20 protein-coding genes and 2 pseudogenes are annotated in these 19,375 nt (G+C 65.8%); 7 read left to right on the top strand and 15 right to left on the bottom strand.

The window, feature by feature from the left end:
- The first annotated feature begins 98 nt into the window (after positions 1-98).
- Positions 99-716, top strand: a complete 618-nt coding sequence (locus tag JWQ90_RS25625) for a hypothetical protein (protein ID WP_299697912.1) — start codon at positions 99-101, stop codon at positions 714-716.
- A gap of 2 nt (positions 717-718) precedes the next feature.
- On the opposite strand, the gene chrA is transcribed toward JWQ90_RS25625, so the two are convergent.
- The 4 genes and pseudogenes from chrA to JWQ90_RS29305 all read right to left on the bottom strand — a co-directional run.
- A complete protein-coding gene (gene chrA, locus JWQ90_RS25620; RefSeq protein WP_299697911.1) occupies positions 719-2,059 on the bottom strand; it encodes a chromate efflux transporter in 1,341 nt (446 codons plus the stop codon).
- Positions 2,060-2,072: 13 nt separating this feature from the next.
- Complete coding sequence (locus tag JWQ90_RS25615) at positions 2,073-2,819, bottom strand: superoxide dismutase (RefSeq protein WP_299697910.1); 747 nt, start codon at positions 2,817-2,819, stop codon at positions 2,073-2,075.
- Positions 2,816-3,293: pseudogene (locus JWQ90_RS29310) on the bottom strand (chromate resistance protein ChrB domain-containing protein). Before JWQ90_RS29310 ends, JWQ90_RS25615 begins: the two are co-directional and overlap by 4 nt.
- Before the next feature lie 90 nt (positions 3,294-3,383).
- A pseudogene (locus JWQ90_RS29305) lies at positions 3,384-3,632 on the bottom strand (sulfurtransferase); the annotation flags it as partial.
- A gap of 45 nt (positions 3,633-3,677) precedes the next feature.
- On the opposite strand from JWQ90_RS29305, the gene JWQ90_RS25605 reads away from it, so the two are divergent.
- Positions 3,678-4,715, top strand: coding sequence for a chromate resistance protein ChrB domain-containing protein (locus JWQ90_RS25605; protein WP_299697908.1), 1,038 nt, complete (start codon positions 3,678-3,680; stop codon positions 4,713-4,715).
- 138 nt (positions 4,716-4,853) lie between these two features.
- Here JWQ90_RS25605 and JWQ90_RS25600 read toward each other — a convergent pair whose 3' ends face one another.
- The 11 genes from JWQ90_RS25600 to JWQ90_RS25550 all read right to left on the bottom strand — a co-directional run bounded on the left by JWQ90_RS25600 (position 4,854) and on the right by JWQ90_RS25550 (position 14,154).
- Entirely contained in the window at positions 4,854-5,474 is a 621-nt protein-coding gene (locus JWQ90_RS25600; RefSeq protein ID WP_299697907.1) for an isoprenylcysteine carboxylmethyltransferase family protein, read from the bottom strand.
- A 22-nt stretch (positions 5,475-5,496) separates the two neighbouring features.
- Complete coding sequence (locus tag JWQ90_RS25595) at positions 5,497-5,895, bottom strand: c-type cytochrome (protein WP_299697906.1); 399 nt, start codon at positions 5,893-5,895, stop codon at positions 5,497-5,499.
- Positions 5,880-7,241 (bottom strand): hypothetical protein, encoded by a 1,362-nt coding sequence (locus JWQ90_RS25590; RefSeq protein ID WP_299697905.1) that lies wholly within the window; start codon positions 7,239-7,241, stop codon positions 5,880-5,882. The genes JWQ90_RS25595 and JWQ90_RS25590 overlap by 16 nt, the downstream gene beginning before the upstream one ends.
- Positions 7,242-7,359: 118 nt before the next feature.
- Positions 7,360-7,926: a cytochrome b gene (locus JWQ90_RS25585; RefSeq protein WP_299697904.1), complete on the bottom strand. Its 567-nt coding sequence runs from the start codon at positions 7,924-7,926 to the stop codon at positions 7,360-7,362.
- Positions 7,927-7,931: 5 nt separating this feature from the next.
- Complete coding sequence (locus JWQ90_RS25580; protein ID WP_299697903.1) at positions 7,932-8,588, bottom strand: tetratricopeptide repeat protein; 657 nt, start codon at positions 8,586-8,588, stop codon at positions 7,932-7,934.
- A 32-nt stretch (positions 8,589-8,620) separates the two neighbouring features.
- Positions 8,621-9,424 carry an SDR family oxidoreductase gene (locus JWQ90_RS25575; protein WP_299697902.1) on the bottom strand — a complete coding sequence of 268 codons (804 nt, stop codon included), beginning with the start codon at positions 9,422-9,424 and terminating at the stop codon, positions 8,621-8,623.
- Entirely contained in the window at positions 9,415-10,077 is a 663-nt protein-coding gene (locus tag JWQ90_RS25570) for an iron-containing redox enzyme family protein (protein WP_299697901.1), read from the bottom strand. Before JWQ90_RS25570 ends, JWQ90_RS25575 begins: the two co-directional genes overlap by 10 nt.
- Positions 10,074-11,615 carry an AMP-binding protein gene (locus tag JWQ90_RS25565; protein WP_299697900.1) on the bottom strand — a complete coding sequence of 514 codons (1,542 nt, stop codon included), beginning with the start codon at positions 11,613-11,615 and terminating at the stop codon, positions 10,074-10,076. The genes JWQ90_RS25570 and JWQ90_RS25565 overlap by 4 nt, the downstream gene beginning before the upstream one ends.
- Complete coding sequence (locus tag JWQ90_RS25560; RefSeq protein WP_299697899.1) at positions 11,612-12,283, bottom strand: thermostable hemolysin; 672 nt, start codon at positions 12,281-12,283, stop codon at positions 11,612-11,614. The genes JWQ90_RS25565 and JWQ90_RS25560 overlap by 4 nt, the downstream gene beginning before the upstream one ends.
- Positions 12,284-12,592: 309 nt before the next feature.
- Positions 12,593-13,072 carry a hypothetical protein gene (locus tag JWQ90_RS25555; RefSeq protein ID WP_299697898.1) on the bottom strand — a complete coding sequence of 160 codons (480 nt, stop codon included), beginning with the start codon at positions 13,070-13,072 and terminating at the stop codon, positions 12,593-12,595.
- Positions 13,072-14,154, bottom strand: coding sequence for a porin (locus tag JWQ90_RS25550; protein ID WP_299697897.1), 1,083 nt, complete (start codon positions 14,152-14,154; stop codon positions 13,072-13,074). Before JWQ90_RS25550 ends, JWQ90_RS25555 begins: the two co-directional genes overlap by 1 nt.
- A gap of 134 nt (positions 14,155-14,288) precedes the next feature.
- Here JWQ90_RS25550 and JWQ90_RS25545 point away from each other — a divergent pair, with 134 nt between their 5' ends.
- The 5 genes from JWQ90_RS25545 (at position 14,289) to JWQ90_RS25525 (ending at position 19,259) form a co-directional block, all read left to right on the top strand.
- Positions 14,289-16,040 carry a sensor histidine kinase gene (locus tag JWQ90_RS25545; protein WP_299697896.1) on the top strand — a complete coding sequence of 584 codons (1,752 nt, stop codon included), beginning with the start codon at positions 14,289-14,291 and terminating at the stop codon, positions 16,038-16,040.
- Positions 16,037-17,416: a sigma-54 dependent transcriptional regulator gene (locus JWQ90_RS25540; RefSeq protein WP_299697895.1), complete on the top strand. Its 1,380-nt coding sequence runs from the start codon at positions 16,037-16,039 to the stop codon at positions 17,414-17,416. The genes JWQ90_RS25545 and JWQ90_RS25540 overlap by 4 nt, the downstream gene beginning before the upstream one ends.
- Before the next feature lie 233 nt (positions 17,417-17,649).
- On the top strand, positions 17,650-17,910 hold the full coding sequence (locus JWQ90_RS25535) for a hypothetical protein (protein WP_299697894.1): 261 nt from the start codon (positions 17,650-17,652) through the stop codon (positions 17,908-17,910).
- Positions 17,907-18,122 carry a hypothetical protein gene (locus JWQ90_RS25530; RefSeq protein WP_299697893.1) on the top strand — a complete coding sequence of 72 codons (216 nt, stop codon included), beginning with the start codon at positions 17,907-17,909 and terminating at the stop codon, positions 18,120-18,122. The genes JWQ90_RS25535 and JWQ90_RS25530 overlap by 4 nt, the downstream gene beginning before the upstream one ends.
- Before the next feature lie 198 nt (positions 18,123-18,320).
- The gene (locus tag JWQ90_RS25525; RefSeq protein WP_299697892.1) at positions 18,321-19,259 is read left to right on the top strand and encodes a hypothetical protein; all 939 of its coding nucleotides are present in this window, start codon (positions 18,321-18,323) and stop codon (positions 19,257-19,259) included.
- The last annotated feature ends 116 nt before the right edge of the window (positions 19,260-19,375 follow it).

The raw sequence follows: 19,375 nt of genomic DNA, 5'->3' as shown, positions 1-19,375 counted from the left end.
CACTTGCACGACAAGCCGCTCGCAACGCAGACCGCGAGGCGCAGAACCGCTGTCAGCTTGCCGCATGATCGTGCCGGGTAGCGACGGAAGAATGGGTTATGGCGCAGTACCTGGAACCTCTTGTTGCCGCCTTCTCCGCCACCAGCGTCGAGTTTTTGGAAACGCTCGTGATTGCATACGCGATCGGGCGTGCCGGGTATCCCCGCGAGGCGATCACCGCCATCGTCGTCGGACACCTGCTGGTGGCGGTGGCCGCGATATTCCTGTATCCGCTTCACCAGCACTTGCCACTGATATGGCTGCGGTCGGCGGCGGTCGTTCTGTTGATCGCGACCGGCAGCTACTGGACATGGAAGTCGTGGCGCCGCCTTCGCTCGGGCACCCGGCCACGCTGGGTCGACGACCCACTGGGCAAAGTCGGCGTTCAGGCGGAGCCTTCGCCGGTCGCGGCTTTTTCGTTTGTGGTGTTTCTGGTGATGGCGAAGACGTCGATGGTCGAGGCCGCCGAAATCGCGGTCTTCGTCCTGCCGATTGCGGTGGCCGACAAGGCCTGGCGGCCCGCTATCGCCGGCTGCGTCTCGGGCATTGTCGCCGTATGCCTGCTGGCGGTCCTGCTTCACCGCCAGCTGCGGCGCATTCCTGAAGTCCGGCTCAAGCTGCTTGCCGGCCTGGTTCTGACCACGATGGGCCTGATCTGGCTGGTCGAACTGATCTAGATCTAGGCGACTCCGCTCAGCTTCAGCGCCAGGCCGATCGCTGCACATGCCGCCAGTGTGAGCAGCAGATTCACGTGGAATCTCAGTAGCGCCAGCATCGAGCCGGCTCCGAGCAGCAAGGCGGCAATGCTGAGAGACGAGAACCGTGGAGCCGGCAGCTTGAGCCCGTAGCCGGACCAGGTATCGACCTGCGTGAACAGCACGTGGATCGCGAACCAGATCGAAAGATTGAGGATAACGCCGACGACTGCCGCGGTAATGCCGGTCAAGGCGGCAGTCAGCCATGGATTTCCGCGCAGCCGTTCGATATAGGGCGCCCCGAGGAAGATCCACAGGAAGCAGGGCACGAATGTCACCCAACTTGATATCGCGCCACCCAGCACGCCCGCGAGCAGCGGCGGCAGCGAACCGGGATCGCGATGCGCGCCGAGAAAGCCGACGTAGGTCAGCACCAGAATCAATGGCCCCGGCGTGGTCTCGGCCAGCGCCAGGCCCTGCACCATTTCGCCCGGCATCAGCCAGCCGTAACGCTCGACCGCCTGCTGGGTCATGTAGGCGAGCACCGCATAGGCGCCGCCGAACGTCACCACCGCCATCTTGCTGAAGAACACCGCTTCCTGGGTAAAAACGTGCTGCGCGCCGAGCGTCAGAAACAGCAGCAGCACCGGCAGCCCCCACAGTACGACGCCCGACATCAGCACGTGCAAGCCCCAGCCAGCCGCCGGATGTGCCGAGTCCGGTATCGCTTCTTTCTCGGCGGCGTTGGCCGCCTTGCCCGCCGGCAGGAACACCTTCGGCGCCCATCGGCAGCCGGCCAGGCCGATCAGTCCCGCAGCCAGGATGATCAGCGGGAACGGCGCTCCGAACGCGAAGATGCCGATGAAGGCGATACCCGCCAGCCAGTACAGTGCGCGATGCTTGAGGGCGCGCTTGCCGACCCGGATCACCGCTTCGATGACGATCGCCAGCGTCGCCGCCTGCATGCCGAACAACAGGCCCTGCATCCAGCTCAGATCGCCGTAGCTAACGTAGGCGATCGCGATCAGCGTCATCAGCACGAAGCCCGGCAGGATGAACAGCAGGCCGGCGACGAGTCCGCCGAGCGTCTTGTGCATCAGCCAGCCGACATAAGTAGCGAGCTGCTGCGCCTCGGGGCCCGGCAGCAACATGCAGTAGTTCAAGGCATGAAGGAAGCGTTCTTCGGAGATCCAACGCTTCTCGTCGACGACGATCCGATGCATCAACGCGATTTGTCCGGCCGGCCCGCCGAAGTTGATGAAACCGATCTTCAGCCACACAAAAAACGCTTCGCGGAACGAAACCGCCGGAGTGCCGGATTCCATCGGGATAGTGCCTTCAGACTGCGAAACGGCGGGCGTGCTGGAAGCGCTGATCGACGACTTCCCAATTCACATTGGCGATGAAGGCGTCCAGATACTTGGCTGCGGCGCTGCCGTAATCCATATGGAAACTGTGCTCGTACATGTCGAGCACCAGCAGCGGCAGGCCGCCGATGGCACCGTGCATGTGATCCCACATCCATTGATTGCGCATGTCGCCGGTGTAGGGGTTCAGGCTTAGCACGCACCAGCCCGAGCCGCCGGCCAAGGACAGCGCGGTCCGCCGAAATTCGGCTTCCCAGGCTTCGACGCTGCCGTAGACCGACTTCAGCGCAGCGGCAATGTCGCCGCCCGACTTGCCGTCACCACCCAGGTTGCCGAAGTAATGTTCGTGAAGCACCACGGAACCGACGCGGTGCGTTTCTTCGCGCTTGAGTCCGCCATAGACCAGCGGCGGAAAATCCCTGTCCTGCATTGCGGCAGCAAGCCGGCCTTCGATCATGTTCAGCGCTTTCACCGAGCCGATGTAGTTGTTGTCCCAATGCGAGCGGATCAGCTTTTCCGAAAGACCGCTGAGCTTGGCCGGGTCGAAGAGCAGCGGCCTGGGCTCGTGCTTGCCGGCAAACGCTGGCGGCAGCGTGAATGCCGGCCGTGTCGCTTCGGCCGCAGCAAATTGGGGAAACGCGGCCGCCGCGACACCGGTTCCGAGCAGGCCCAGCGCCTCGCGACGGCTGATGTCGTTGGGTGTGTCGTTGTCGTTCATGTCGGTGCCTCCGTGGCTTGCGGGTTCCAGTGATGCGTTTCTGCCTGGCCGGACCGGCACCAGGCGTAAAGCGCGTCGTACAGCGTCATGCCGTGGTCCAGCATCGCGTGGTCATCGGCGAGTGGCCGACAGGCCCAAGGAGATCGCCAGCAGCCCAGCCGCTTGCGGGGCGAGGTCGAGCCGCGAGGTGTCGGCACCGCGCACGATCGTCGCCAGCTGATCCAGCGCCGGATCGCGCAGATCGAACTGCCGGATAAAGGCGTCGAAACTGCAGCGCTCCGCGTCGTGGCTGTAGTCCACGCCCGGCACGTCGTAGGGCTCGGCGCCGAGTCGTTCGGCTTCCGCCAGTACGGCGGCTGCGGACACGTAGTGGAACTGCGCCAGCGGATCGATGAATCGCCGGATCAGCCAGGGGCAGGCTATGCGATCGATCTTGGGCCGCTCCCGCGTCACCCAGGCCGTGGGCCGCTCTATCGACGGCCGGCACAGCCGGGTCAGCCCACCAGCGGCGCTCCATGCGCTATATCCGCCGGTCAGATAGCGGGCGTCGACACCCGCTTCCCGCAACGTGCCGGCCATGCTTTGGCTGATCCAGCGCCCGTGTTCGCAATACACCACCACAGGCTGCGACCGGGGTAGCGTCGGCACCCAGTCGCAGCTCCGGTCCGGTGCTCGCCGCAGCGATCCGCTGATCACCCGGCCAGACGCTTCGATGTCGTCGACGCGACGGACGTCGATGACCAAGGGCGCGGCCCTGCTGCCGAGCAGCGCCTGCAAAACGCTGACCTCTACACTGTCGGGATCGGCTTTCATGTACGGGGACCGGACTGGCGATTTCCAATATAGAAAGCGTATCTTATGAAAATGATAAAAGATACAACCGTATCATCAAGTCCGCCGCCGCTCGACATCGCGGCAGCGGAGCACTGGCTGCTGCTGATCCACCAGCTACCACCCAAGCCGGACTATCTGCGCGTGAAAATCTGGCGGCGCATGCAGGGCCTGGGTGCCATGGCGATCAAGAATTCGGTTTATGCCTTGCCGTGCAACGATCAGACTCGCGAGGACTTCCAGTGGCTGCTGAAAGAAATCGAAGGCGCGGGAGGCGAGGCCTCGGTGTGCGAAGCGCGCTTCATCGACGGGCTGTCCGATGCCCAGGTCCGGGCGCTCTTCAATGCGGCGCGTGAGGCCGACTATTCAGCGCTGAGTGACGAGATCCGCGAGGCGCTGGCGATGATCTCGGCAACGTCCGGAAACGCCGGCGAACTGCGCACGCGCTTCAGCCGCATGCAGAGACGCTGCGACCAGATCAGCGCCATCGATTTCTTCGGCGCGGCAAGCCGGGCCGGCGCAGCGGCGCTGCTGGGCGAGTTCGACAAGCTGCTGAACGAGCAGGAAGCGCCGGTGGCCAGCCCGGCAGAGGGCAAGTTGTCTGGCTATGTCGGCCGCACCTGGGCGACGCGCCCCGGCATTCGCGTCGATCGCATGGCCAGCGCCTGGTTGATTCAGAGGTTCATCGATCCAGCAGCCCGATTCGTTTTCACCGATGTTTTCGCCGATGAACAGGCGCCGCCGCGGGCACGGACGATTCGCTTCGATATGTCCGTCGGCGAGTTCACGCACGAGGGAGATCACTGCACCTTCGAAGTATTGCGGGAGCGCTTCCAGATCGATGATCCGGCGGTTGTCGCGATCGCAAGAGTCATCCACGATCTCGATCTGAAGGACGACAAGTTCCAGCCGGACGAGGCTGCCGGAATCGGAGCAGTGCTTTCCGGAATTGCACTGTCGGGCAAAGATGACGAACAGAGAATGCGGCTGTCGGCCGTGGTCTTTGACGCCCTGTACCGGCAGTACGATTATCTAGTGGTCCGTTGCACGCTTGACGGCACATAAAACCGCGTCTTTCGACCCGTGGCGGCGTTGCAAATCCTCGCAATAGCGGTGCTATTGCTGTGGTTTGCGCCTTGCCACAGGCCGAAATCCATCGGTTTTATTTGCGCCGCCAAGCATGCAACGGACCACTAGCGGCCGCTACGGCAGCTTGACGAGCACCGGCAGCCAGCCCATCTGCTGCACCGCCTCGATACCCTCGAACAGCGGCACCATCAGCACGAACACGCTGGCGTCGCGCAGCGTGTTGTAGACCAGGCGCGGACGCACGACGATCTCGTCTACACCGCGCCAGTTGCCCAGGCGCGGCCACCAGCGCGGCGTGCTGGCGCAGTAATCCGGAAAGGTGAAAGGAAAACTGGCTTCGAGGAAGCGCTCTTCGCGCCGGATCAGTCGATCGAACACCAGAAGGTAGATCGCGCCGAAGAACACGCCGACCACCACCGAGCCAAACATCAATCCGGCACCGAGCGTACCCAGCAGCGAATAGAAATACAGTGGATTGCGCGACATCGAGTACGGGCCGATGGTGACCAGCTCGCTGCATTTGCGGCCGCCGATATACAGCGTGCAAGCAGCGCGCCCCAGCAGGCAGGTCAGGATCAGCAGCAGCCCGATTCCCTCGATGCTCTCGTGGATAAAGCCACCGTCCTGCCAGCGCGACGAGGTCACCAGCAGCAACGGCACCAGCGGCAGGCCGGCGAGTTTCAACAGCAGGCGGCGCGTTTTCTGCACCGACCCAAGACGACCAATCATTTCCATGCGTGCGTACTCGGTAAGGCGACTAGTTCGGATGCTCTAGAAACTCGATCAGATCGGCACGCTCGGCCGTGTCGGCGACCCCGTCGAACTTCATCTTGCCGCCAGGCACGAATTTCTTCGGTGCGGCAATGTAGGCATCGAGATTCTCCCGGCTCCAGACGATGGGGCGCTGCTTGATCGCGTCCGAATAGCTGAAGCCCTCGATGCTGGCAGCATTGCGGCCAACCACACCATACAGGCTCGGCCCTTTCTTGCTACGCAAGGTGCTGGCCACACTATGGCACTCGCTGCAGTTCTCGTCGAACGAGTCGGCACCTTTTTTCGCGTCGGCGGCAAGGGCCGGGCCCGTGGCCACGGCCAGCATCGCCAGAGCCGCCGCCAAACCCAGCGGCGAGTGCACGGCGTTCAAAACGCGAGCCATGCGAAGGCCATCAGCGTGTTGTTGTCGGAAGCATCGCGGCCCGCGCCGTCGTAGTCGGAACTCGCACCGTTGAACTGGCTGTACGCGGTGTATTGCAGCGCCAGCCGCAGATTGGCCCAAGGCGCCATCCACGAAGCTTCCTTGCCCCAGGGCGTGTAGTCGATCTGCCAGATCGTGCCCTGGGTATCGGGCTTACCGGTGCGCGAGCCCTCGATGTCGGCGGCCGCGTACAGCGTTTGATCGGTGTCGCCGCCGGTGCCGAAGGCGCCGACCGTAAAGCCGTAGGTATTGAGGTAGTAGTAGGACGCGCTGAAGTTGTACTCGGTCAGCGTCGCGTTGTTGCGCTCGGCGCCGCCTTCGGCGACCGTGGCATTCAGATCCTGCTTCTCGCGGATGTAGCGGGCATTGACCGAGAAGATGTTGCGATGCGTGCCGATGAACTGGTACGTGCCGTCGATGCCGATGTCGCGGTACTGGTCTTTCGCGCCGGCGCCGGGATCGGGCTGGATCGAGGCGTCGAGCCCGAACAGGCCCAGCGACGCGTACTGATGCTTGAACTCGTGGCCGACATGCAGGCGCCAGTACGGCGCCGCGCCATCGAGATTCACGCGGTCTTCACGCGGCACACCGACGCTGCTCAGGAAATCACCCGGCAGATCGCGATACGCGCCGGCCTCGGCGTAGACCCATTCGTTGATGTAGGCGTAGCCGGTGAGTCCGGTGCTCAGCTGCCCGAGTCCGCCGGCCAGCAGCGGCTCGCCCAGATAGCCCGGCGTCAGGTCCGAAGAAACGTAGGGGAAGCTCCATGACGGCAGCGTGTTGAATGGGTCCTGCGTACTCGGGCTGTTGTTCAGCGACACGCCGAACGTGGTTTCACCGCCGCCGAGCTGCAACGGCAGCGCGGCGCGCAGATCCACGTTGTCCCAGGACCAGGCATGATCGACGCCCGAATAGGTGCCCTGCACGAAACCACCGACATGCGGCGCGAAGCGCCCGGCCAGGAATACCGAGCCTTCCTGGAAGATCGTGTTGTCATTTGCCTTGTAGCCGGGCGCGGCGCCGCCGGGCTGATCCTTGCTGGTGTGCGTGCTCGTGGTGATCGCCTGGCCGGACATCGGCACCCAGAATTTTTCTGCGTTGTCGCCGTCGGTGTAGCCACCGATCTTGAACTTGGTGCCATGCGGAGTCAGCTGCGGGCCGATGCCGCCGACATGGCAGGCGGCGCAGTCTTCGCCGGTCTGGCGCGCGAAACTCGGCAAGGCGCTCGCGGTGCTCGACGCGGCCGACAACAGCACCAACATCAAAAGCCGGCCGAGCGTCCGCTGCGGCTGGAAAATCTGCTGCATGTATATCTCCCTGTAGTGCTGCGATAACAACTTTTTGATGCCGTAGGTCGGCAATCCCTTGCCGACGTGAGGCTCCACTTGCGCATCGGGCTTCGCACGTCGGCAAGGGATTGCCGACCTACGGGTTCTCGATCGAGCCGCGACGCCGTGGCAGCATGCTCATCAGTACCGCGTCACGGCGCACGTAGTGGTGCCAGAGCGCCGCAGAGGCGTGGATCAGCGCGATGCACAGCATCGCGATCGCGAGCGCTTCGTGGATCTGCTGCAGCTGATCGGCGAGATCACGATCGCGCGCAACCAGCGGCGGCAGCGGAATCAGGCCGAGAAAACTGAGATCCTGTCCGTGCGCCGAGCTCAGCGCCCAGCCCACCGCGGGTATCGCGAGCAGCAGACCGTACAGCAGCCAGTGCGTGGCGCTCGCGGCATACCGCATCAGCTGCGTGGTCTCGACGACCCGATCCTTGAGCCACGGCGACAAGGGCAGGCGCACCAGGGTCAGCATCATCACCAGCAGGCCGCTGCCGCGATGCAACTGGATCAGGCACAGGCGGAGCAGCTTGTCGTCGATCCACTCGCGGCCCAGCACGGCGGCTACTCCGATCAGGATCAGCGCGAGAGTGGCCCAGTGAAAACCGATCAGCCATGAAGATTGGGGACGCAGGTCCCCGCCCGGATTCGGCTTCATCGCCGTCAGCCCTGCTTCAACTGGGCGAGCGCCTGCGTGATCTCGGCGCGGCGGCCGGCATCGGCGTCCTCGCGGCCGGGCCGCGGCGCCGCGGCCAGCGCCTTGTTCAGATAGCGCTCGGCCTCGACCGCGTTCTTCTGCTCGAGCAGCAGATCACCATAAAAGTAGTTCGGGTCGATGCCGTCGGGATTGATCGCGAGCGCTTTTTGCAGGTAGGCCGCCGCCTGCTTCTTGTCACCGAAGGCCAGCGGCCAGCCGGGCGCCTTCGCGTACAGGCTGCCGAGCGAGGTGTAGACCGAACCGGCTAGCGCCTTCGCATCGATCTTCTCGGCTGACAGCAGCAGCTCACGCGCCTGCTTGATCTTGGACAGCGCACCGAGGCCGCCCTGGAACTTGGCGGCGCTGCTCAGGATGATCGCCTGCCAGATCATCGGCTCGGCACGCGCCGGATACTCCGCCGCGACGCTCGCTGCCGTGCCGATCAGCGCATCGAAACTCGCCGGCTTCTGCGCCTCGGGCAGCTGGTAGTAGGACTGGGCCCAGCCGTGCTGCAGACCGGCGATCCGCTCGCCCAGCGCATCGGCGTGCGCCGGCAGCATGAACAGCATTAGCAGGCCGCTGCCCAGCATCAACAGACTTTTGCAGATCGGATTATTGAACATGGATCGATGACTCCAATGGAAATTTCGAGAGATCAGGAGCCCGAGAGCGCGAACGGGCGCATACGCCTGCCCTGCTCGCGCAAACCCTTGTCGACCAGGCGCGGGAACAGTGCGTTGAGCTTCACGAAGAAGCGCTCTGGCCAGCCCAGGTAGCGCTCGCGCGCGTTGCCACGGATCGCATCAGCGATCGCCTTGGCGACGCGCTGCGGCTCGTCCTGCTTCATCGCGACCGCGTCGGCCATGCGGCTGACCGCGCCCTCGTTGATCGCGGTTCGGGTGTAGCGCGGCGCCACGTAGAGCACGTCGACGCCGCTGCCCTGCAGTTCGCGCCGCAGCGCCTCGGAGAATCCGCGCAGTGCGAACTTGCTGGCCGAATAGGCGCTGAAACAGGGGAAGCCGATCGAGCCGAAAATCGAGCCGACATTGACGATCAGGCCACGCCCCTGAGCCTTGAATACCGGCAGCACCGCCTGCGCCAGCTGCATCGGCGCAACCACGTTGGTACGCAGCAGTTGATTGAGCTGCTCGCTGCCCAGGTCTTCGGTCATGCCGAAATGCGAGATGCCGGCGCAGCTGATGACGATGTCCAGCGTCGCGCCATCACGCGTGGCCTGCTCGATCAGGCGCTGCGGCCCGCCAGCGGCCGACAGGTCGCAGGGCAGAATCCGGGCCTGGCCACCGAGATTGATGATCGCGTTGGCGATGTTGTCGAGCACCAGGGTCTTGCGCCCCGACAACAGAACCGTCGCTCCGTGCTGCGCGAGTTCGAACGCCAGCTCACGGCCGATGCCACCCGATGCGCCGGTGAGCAGCACGCGCTGGTTCTTCAATTGCATGCGGTGTGCTCCCGGTGCAGGTTCGCGAAAATGTCGCCGTAGAGCCGGTAGAAACGTTTGGCACCGCACACCACCGCTTGCTGATCCGCCGCTGTCATCCGCTCGACCAGGCCGCGGAAGAAGTCGACATGCTCCAGATCCAGCGAGCCGTGACTGCTCAGATAACGGAAGGCTTTTCCCGGCAACTTCAGCGCGCTCGCGATCCGCTGCGCGGCCTGCGTTGCGAGCGCGGTGCTGGTGCCTTCGAGCACGTGCACCATGCCGAAGAAGCCCGCCGGATTGCCGCGCGCGATCAGGTCGTAGGCATAGGCCACCATCATCTCGGTTTCGAACGAGGGCGCGCCGCGACGCACCGTGTCGGCATCGCCGCCGCTGGCCGCGATGTCGTCGAGCACCCACTCGTGGTGGCCGTATTCCTCTTCGATGTACGCCGCGATCTTGGCGCGCAGCCATTCGCGGTCGTCACCGAGCCGGGCGCCGCAGGCCATCATCAAAGGCACGGTGTGCTTGACGTGATGAAACGCCTGACTCAGAAACGCGATGTACAGCGGCACCGTCACACGCCCGGCGAGCGCGTCGGCGAACAGCGGCTGCGCCAGCAGCTGCGCGCGTTCGTGTTGAGTCTCGATTTGCAGCCTTTGGTAAAAGCTCATGCCGGTGCAGCCTCGCTGCCTTGGATGGAACGGGGTGGGTCTTGGTACAGCGACTCGATCTGCGATGCGTAGGCAGCGCGGATCTGCGCGCGGCGCAGCCGGCTGTTGGCGGTGCCCTGATCGTTGGCCGGCGTGAACGGCGCGCTCGCCGCGATCCATTTGCGGATACGCGCGTAATCCGGCAGTTCGCGATTGACCGCGGCGATCGCGGCATCGATGCCCGGCGCGCGCGCGACGATCACCGCGACATTGAACGGCGCGGCTTCGCCGAACACCGCCGCCTGTGCGATCGCCGGATGCAGGCACAGCTCGCGCTCGACCCAGTCGGGCGACACGTTGCGGCCGAACGAGGTGACGAAGATGTTCTTCTTGCGCCCGGTGATATGCAGGAATCCGTCGCTGTCGAGATAGCCGATGTCGCCGGTCGCGACCGCCTGCCCGCGATCACGCGGCGCTTCGCCGACGTAGCCGCGGAAGCTGCTGCCGGTGACCAGGATCTCACCATCGCCGGCGATGCTGATCTGCACATGCGGCAGCGGCTTGCCGACCGTGTCCGGGCGCTGCGCATCGGCGCGGTTCAACGCAACCACCGACGCGCATTCGGACAAGCCATAGCCTTCGAACACCGGCAGCCCGAGCGCAATCGCGCGCTGCAGCAGCGCCGGCGACACCGACGCGCCGCCAACCGCGATGAAGCGCAGCGATACCGGCCGCGGCGCTCCGGCCTCGATCGCCGACACCAGGGCCAGCAGCATCTGCGGCACCAGGATCACGCTGCTGGCGCGTGCGGTGATGATCGCCTCCAGCAGCTTGTGCACGTTCAGAGCCGAGGCGCCCGACAGCCCGACGTCGGCCAGCGGCCACACGCAAGTGGTGGCGCCGGCCAGCAGCGGTGCGTACAGGCCGCCGATGTTCTCCAGCAGCGTCGATAGCGGCAGCACGCACAGGTGGCGCGCATCCTCATCGGCGCCGCTGGCGCCCAGCAGCGCGGCGGCGACGCTTTGCTGCTCCTCGATCCCCAGGCACACGCCCTTGGGCTCGCCGGTGGTGCCCGAGGTGAATGTGATCTTGCAGGTGCCGGCATGCAGGCCCGTGATCGCCGGCGGCGTCGGCAGGCGAACCCGGTGCAGCACACCGGCGAGCACCGGCAGCGCGTCGAGCGGCACCGACGGGGCATCGAACAGCGGCGACGGCAGCGACAGCCGCGGATCGACCAGCAGGGTGTCGATACCCGCGCTGCGCAGCGCATGCACGATTTGCCCAGGTGAAAAGAATGACGGCAGCGGCACGCACAGCAGGCCAGCGTCGAGGCAGGCCAGTTCAGCGAGCGCCCAGGCCATGCCGTTGTCGGCGAGCAGCGCCACACGACGGCTGCCATGACGCCGCAGCTCCGCGCCCAGATCACCGATCGCGCGCTCCAGCTCGCGGTAGCTGAGCGCCGATTGCGGACCTTCGAGCGCGATCGCGGCCGGCCGGCGCAGCGCGTGTGCGCGCACCGCAGCCAGCAGCTCGCCGCGAATCGCCGTCACAGAATTCACGGGGCGCCCACGTCGGACAGCGGCGCGAGGCGCCGCTGCAGCAGGCCGGGCGTGCGGCCGAGCTCGCGCAGCATCCGGGTCGCGCCGGCGACATCGCCGGCCATCACCGAAGGCTGCTGATCGTAGTAACGACCCCAGTGCCGGCGCTCCTCAAAGCTGAGCTTCTCCACCGGAGCGGGCGCGACGACCTGCAGCGGCAGGCCCAGACGCGAAAAGCTGTTGCACAACCGCGCCGGACCGGTGAACACCACCCAGTGAAAACCTTCCTGGTGCAGACGCTCGCAGACCAGCGGAATCAGCTGGCGCAGCGCACCCGGCGAGGCACCGGCGAGGTTGCCGACCTCGACGATCTGGTGGCGCAGCACCGGCCGGCCCGCGGCCTGCGCCACCAGCGATTCGACCGGCTGGTCGAGGTAATGCTCGAGGAACAGCAACTCGCGCTGGCCATCGACTTCGGCGGGGCGCATGCCGAAGGCCGCCAGCAGTTCACCGTCGTCCTCGTTCTGCAGTCCGAACAGCCGCGGCATGAAGTTGTACAGCTCGGCGCCGTAGACCTCGGCAAAGCGCTCGGCGATGAAACCCTGCAGCTCCGGCCGGCGGCGTTCGTCGGCCTCCTGCAGGCAAAGATCCGGGCAGGCAGGAGTAAGGCGGCGACTGGCACTGAGCATGGGCGGCCCCGAAACGGACCCTGCGGAAGGCGGAGTCATGCCTGCAGGGGAGCAACGCCGGTGCCAGTCGCCTCAAGCGATTGCAAGCAATTGATTGGTTTTAGTTTATCCCCTGAAACCAGAGATTTTCGGCGGCCAGGAAATCCCCGCAAGGAGGCGCATCGCGCAAGCATTGCCGACAATTTTTGCGGGGTTGCCGCATCGCCGTAGGTCGGCAATCCCTTGCCGACGTGCAAACCCGATCGGTAATCGCTGCCTCATGTCGGCAAAGGATTGCCGACCTACATCATCAGCAGAGCCGCCGCGATCTCAGCCGCCACAGGCCGGCGCGCCTTCAGGCCTCATCACGCGCCCGTCGGCGCTCACCCACAGCACCGCGCGGACGCGCGGATCGATCGGGCAGGCCGGCAGGTAGCCGATCGCGGTGCCGGTGCCGGCGACGAAGCGCAGCATCGCCTCTTCGGAGGCCAGCACATGCGGCGGCAGCACGCCGTGGAAGTACTGCTCGTTCCAGTATTCCTGCTGCGCATCGGCCGACTGGTGCAGCACATCGCGCATCAGGCGCCGCCGCAGCGGATGGTCCGCCGGCAGGTTGACCGGCTGAATCCGGCTGCCGTCGTCCCAGAACAGCTTCTTGCGCTTGAAGATCTGCGCGATCTCGTCGTCGCTGGGCTGGTCGGCACGCGCGGCGGCGACGATCACGGCCAGCAGGGGCTCTTCTGCCCGTCCGGTCAGCGACCAGAAGCCCGCGCCCAGAGCCAGTGCGAACACCAGCGTCCGAAAGCGCATCAGAACAGCACCGCAATCGAACCCAGCAACCCATCACGCACGTTCAGATCGTTGTCAGTCGCGCGGCTGTATTCGGCCTTGAACACCAGCGCCGGCCGCAGCTTGTAGTTCAGGCCGCCGAGATAGATGTTGATGTCGCGCTCGGCGTCGGAGCGGCGGAAGGTTTCGTAGCGCGCAACCGCGTAGAGCCGCTCGCTCAGCGGCGCCACCGCCTGCAGGTACAGGCCGCGCTCGTTGCTGTCGGATTCGTTTCCGTTATTGACCCGGTAATGGAATTCGCCGCTGAGCTCAAAACGGTGCCAGGCCCAGACCGCGTCGATGCCGTACAGGTTGCGATGCTCGTCGGGCGTGTTGCGCTGCTCGAAATTGGCGTAGGAGAGGCCAGCGTGAAGGTGCGGCAACGGCGCGAACGACAGGTGCGCACCCAGGGCTTCGCGGAAGGTGTCGATATCCGGATCGCGCGCCAGTTCCTCGCCCGGCGAGTAGTACAGCGAGTACTCCACGCCGTCCTCAGTCCACGGCAAGCTGCCGTAGACCATCGCACCGGTGGCATTGGTCGGGAAGGTCTTCTCGGTGATCAGCGGCCGCGACGTGGTCCAGACCAGCGGCGAGGCGTGGATCAGGTTCCAGCGGCCGACCGGCGTCAGGAACTTGCCGACGCGGAACTTGAACAGGTCGGTGGCGGTGTAATCGACGTAAAGCCGTTCGAGCTCCAGTTCGGCGCGGCGGGTGGTGAGCGTGTCCTCGTCGGCGGCGAACAGATTCTCGGCCTCCAGCTCGGAGAAGGCGTGCCAGCGGCCGCCGTTGTCCCACCACAGGAAGCCGCTCAGCGACTGCAGCAGCAGGTTCGAATCGGGCTCGGCGGGCTCGGCAGCGCTGGCGGTGGCATAGCCGCCGAGCGCGAAGCCCGAATCGCCGAGACGCAAGCCCTGGCCGAGCTGGTAGCGCTGCGCCATCGGGTCGAAGTCGACGTCGTGAGTGCTCGCCACATCCTCGGCATGCAGCGCTGCGAACGGCGCCACCGCGAGCAACAGCAGGGCGACATGCGCGAGCCGCCGGGCCTTGAGACGCAGGGCTATCATGATTGACGCACGGCCTTCGTTATCCCCATGGTTTTGATCCTTCCCCTGTTCAGCGCTGCGTCCGGCCATCGCCGGCTGATAGCCGCAGGCGTGGCGGATCGTAGATCAAGTAGATTAATTGGCGCCCGCAGCGCGTGAGCATACGACGCCTGCTGCTGGCCGCCTTCCTGCTCGTGAGCCTGTTGCCGGCGATCGGCCTGACCCTGCTCGCCTTCGGCCAGACCCGCAACGCGATGCTCGGCGAGATCGAGCAGAACGCGCATCGCTCCGCCGGCGCGCTGTCTGACGACCTGGACCGGCAGCTCTACGAGCGTCTGCTCAATGCGACCACCTGGAGCCATCTGGAGGTGATGCAGGATCTGCGGCTCGACGACGTCGACAAGCGCCTGTCGAACTTCCTGGCGGAGATGAAGCGGCGCTATGGCGGCGTCTACCTGGCGCTGCTCGCGGTCGATCCACAGGGACGCATCGTCGCCAGCAGCGAGCCGCAGCGCATCGGCCGGCACTACGCCGCAATCACGCCCTGGTTTGTGACGAAGCTGCCCGGCGGCGCGGTGCAGATCGACCCGGTTGCCGGCGGCCGTCTCGCGATCCGAACCCGGCTGCAGTCACAATTCACCGAGGGCACGCTGGGGCAACTCGTGCTCGAACTCGATTGGGCGCAGCTGGAAAGCTCGCTGGACGCGGTCGCCGACGCGACACGCCAGGCGCTGGTGCTCGACACCCAGGGCCGCATCGTGATCGCCTCGTCCGGCCTGCGCCAGCGCGGCGCCGTGCCCGGCACCGCCGCCACCGGCTGGCTGCCGGCGACGCCCGGCACGATCCAGAACCGCGACGGCGCACCGTGGATGGCGGTGCCGGTGCTGGTCGCCTCCACACGCTCGGACGGCATCGGCAGCTTCAACGGTTTCGGCTGGACCTCGCTGCTGCTGCAGTCGCGCGACTCGGCGCTGGCACCGGTGCAGCAGATGGCCTGGACTTTCGCCGGCCTGCTGGCGGCGACGGTACTGATCACGATCCTGGTCTCGTCCTGGGTTGCCGGCGTGATCGCGCGGCCGGTCACCGCGCTGACCCAGTTCACGCGGCACTACCTGCAGCCCGGCCCGCCGCCGCCGGCACCGCCGCAGGGGCCCGGTGAGATCGGCGAACTCAACCGCAGCTTCGTGCGGCTGGTGGAAGAACTGCAGCGCTCGCAGGCGACCTTGACGCAGGCATCCAAGCTCGCCGCGCTCGGCGAGATCACCGCACTGATGGCGCACGAGGTGCGCACGCCGCTCGGCATCCTGCGCTCGTCGGCGCAGATGCTGAAGCTGGAGCCGGCGCTGAGCTCTGAAGGCAGCGAACTGGTCGGCATTATCGAAAGCGAGACCGCGCGGCTCAACCGCCTGGTCGGCTCGATGCTCGACAGCGCCCGAACGCGGCCGCCGCAACGCCGGCCCGACGATATCCACGACATCATCACCCACGCCATCACGCTGCTCGGAGCACAGGCGCGCGCCCGCGGCATCGGCATCGAGTTCCAGGCCGATGCCCGCGACACGATGCTGGACTGCGATTCCGAGCAGATCTCGCAGGTGCTGTTGAACCTGATCATGAACGCGCTGCAGATCCTGCCCCGCGGCGGCCATGTGCAGGTCCGCAGCCGCGACGAGGCACAGCGCCTGGTCGTCGAAGTCGACGACGACGGGCCGGGCATCCCGGCGGAGGACCGCATCCGGATCTTCGAGCCCTTCGTATTCAAGCGCGAAGGCGGCATCGGCCTGGGGCTGGCTGTGGTCCGGCAGATTCTGCGGCAACATGGCGGAGATATCGTCGCCGATCAGAGCAAGCTCGGCGGCGCGCTGTTCCGGTTCTGGCTGCCGCGCAACCACAGCGAGGATTCATGACGAGCGCATTGCGAGTTCTGGTAGTCGACGACGAGGCCAACATGCGCCGCGTGCTCGAGATCATGCTGACCCGGCATGGCTATCGCACCGAGAGTGCCGCCAACGGCCAGGAGGCTTTCGACAAGCTGCGCGAAGGCGGCTTCGATCTGGTGATCAGCGATCTGCGCATGCCGCTGATCAACGGCATCGAGCTGCTGCACCAGCTGCGCGATCACGGCATCGACGTGCCGCTGATCATGATCACCGCGCAGGGCAGCATCGAAAGCGCGGTGGAGGCGATGCGCCTGGGCGCCTGCGACTATCTGTTGCGGCCCTTCGACGTGGACGCGCTGGACCTGGCGATCCAGCGTGTGCTGAACGTGCGCGGCATGCTGCAGCAGAACCAGTACCTGCGTGAACAGACCGACCGCGACTGGCAGGGACTGGTCGGCGGCAGTGCCGCGATGCAGCGCGTGCGCGAGCAGATCAGCCAGGTCGCGCCGACACGCGCCACCGTGCTGCTGACCGGTGAAACCGGCACCGGCAAGGAGGTTGTGGCGCGCGCGATCCACCGCGCCTCGGACCGCCACGAGCAGCTGTTCGTTGCGCTGAACTGCGCCGCGATCCCGGCGGAGATGCTCGAGAGCGAGTTGTTCGGCCACGAGAAAGGTGCGTTCACCGGCGCCGTACGCGAGCGCGTCGGCAAGTTCGAGCTGGCCGACAAGGGCACGATCTTTCTCGACGAGATCACCGAAATGCCGCTGGCGCTGCAGACCAAACTGCTGCGCGTGTTGCAGGAGGGCGTGGTCGAAAAGCTCGGCGGCAACCGCAGCGTCTCGCTCGACCTGCGCGTGATCGCCGCGACCAACCGTCCGCCGAAAACCGCGGTGCGCGAGAACCGGCTGCGCGAAGATCTGTACTACCGGCTCAACGTGTTCGCGCTCGAGCTGCCGCCGCTGCGCGAACGCCGCGACGATCTGCCGGCGCTGATCACCCATTTTGCGCAGCAGCATCTCGGCGCGGGTCGCAGCGTGCCGGCGCTGTCGGCCGAGGCTCTGCAGCACCTGCAGTCCTACTCCTGGCCCGGCAATGTGCGCGAACTCGGCAACGTGATCGAGCGCGCGCTGATTCTCGGCGGCGGCCGCAGTCTCGAGCTGCGCCACGTCGCACTGGACGCGGCCGAAGCCGCACCGCCGCGCGCCGCTGCCGAGATCACGCTCGGCGAGATCGGCCTCGATGCCTGCGTCGAAGGCCTGGAGACGCGCCTGATCCGCGAGGCGCTGCGCCAGACCCAGGGCAACAAGACACGCGCCGCGCAGCTGCTGCGGATCAGCGAAAGATCGATCTGGTACAAGCTGAAAAAATACGGCCTCGCGGCGATCGACGGCGAGCCCTGACGTAGGTCGGCAATCCCTTGCCGACGTGAAGCGGTGATGGCGCATCCGGGGGTACACGTCGGCAAAGGATTGCCAACCTACAAGGCCGCCGAAATATCGTTCACCGATTCCCATGATTCAGCGGACCGGCATACAGGTCGTTTCAAATCGTTTCGAAGTCGTGCCAACGGTTTACCGCATAGCGGAGTCCAATGACCGGACCGCGCCAATCGGCGCATTACCGGATGGACTCTATGAAGCGCTATCACCGCTCCGCCGCCGCGTTCGCACTGACGCTGGCCAGCCTCGCAGCCCGGGCCGAGCCGCCGGGCGGCGAAACTCAGCGCAGACCGCCGCCGGAAGCCTTCAGCGCCTGCACCGGCAAAAGCGTCGGCGACAAGGTGAGCGTAACGATGGGCAGCCATACGATGGAAGCGAGCTGCGAGAAATTTGGCGAGCAGCTCGCCGCGCGTCCGACCAAGATGCCGGGCGGCACTCCGCCGGACCCGCGGTGAACGCGATGCCGGGCGCCGGCGATTCCGCACACGGGCTCGGTTCGGCGGCGCGTCCGCGGCTTGGCAACCAGGCCACCGCCGATGCAGCGATGCGCCGTTCGAGACTGCTAGCCGACACTCCCGTGGATGCGATCGAACTCGCGGCGCTGGCCGAGACCGAAGCGCTGGAGCGGGTGCTCGAACTGCTGCGCCGCGAACTCGGTGTCTGCTGAGGAAGCGCTGAGTGTCGCCCGGATAAACCGCACTGCAGGTCGGGATACTCCCCTCCCGCGAACGCGATATGCCCTACGCCATAGGCCGGGGGTAAACGTGCGGCAGCTCACAGGCGTGACGGCTTTTCGAGCCTAAGTTGGCGCCGCGTTACGCATCCGGCGTAACGATTCACGGTCCCGATTTCGGAGGAGAGCATCATGCCCAACGTCAATGTAGTTACTTCGTATCGCCTGTTCCTGGGCGGCCATCACCGCCGGCAGAACGGCGGTGCTTCCTATGTCGATCTGATTCTGCCGACGACCAACCAGCAGTCCGGCATCGCCACGCCGGGATTTTTTTCGCAGCTGCCTTACGGCGAAGGCGAAGCGACGGTGCTATGCAAGCTGATGTACTGGAACGTGGTCGGCTCGGCCAACCCGAATCACACCGCGCCGCCGAGCGCGCTGATGGAGCCGATCGGCAGCACCGACATGACGATCACCGCCTGGTATGCGCCGCCCGGCGGCATCGGCGGTGAAGACACGCCGGCGGTCGAGGCGGATACGTTCTCGATCGACGCCGATGATTTCGTCGACATCTACACCGGCAGCCAGTGGCTGTCACCGCTGGAGAGCGTGAACCCGGCATCGGCACACGGCGCCGGGCCGCAGGGCATCGACAACGATCTGATCTTCACCAAGGCCGGTGCGACCACCGGCACCATGGTCGCGACCCTGCCCGGCGATTCCTCGCAGCAGTTCGTCGAGTTCGTGTCACTGGAACCCGGCGTCGAACTCGGCGGCAGCCGCAGCTTCAACGAGGCGGCCGCTGCGGACGGTATCGTCATCGCGTCGTACCGCAATCCGCATACCGCACCACCGCGCATCGATCCGTCACGGCTACCGCGTGAAGGCTGGGTGCTGTTCGGCGGCGTCACTTTCGACGGCGGCGGCTTCGGCATTCCGATCGGCGGTGGCACGCCGGTGCCGATCGACCCCTGGGGCCCGGCGCTGATGGACGTGCTGCGCACGCTGTCGATCTATCAGACCGCCAACCGGCTCGCCAGCCATAGCGCACGCGCGGCGATCCAGCGCTACTCGCTGGACGCGGCGATCCACGATCTGGGTGCGCTGCAGAAGCAGATCGGCAGCCGATAAGGCCTGCTGCTTGACTGAGCCCCCGGATTTTCCGGGGGCTTTTTTGTGTGCGCGGGATGTTGGGGTTCGCTGCGCTCACCCCAACCTACCAGGGCATTCGTAGGTTGGGGTGAGCG

The organism is Hydrocarboniphaga sp., from assembly GCF_028291725.1.
Classification (GTDB): Bacteria; Pseudomonadota; Gammaproteobacteria; order Nevskiales; family Nevskiaceae; genus Hydrocarboniphaga.
The sequence above is the reverse complement of the archived record's forward strand: the minus strand, read 5'-3'. Positions and strand labels throughout refer to the sequence as shown.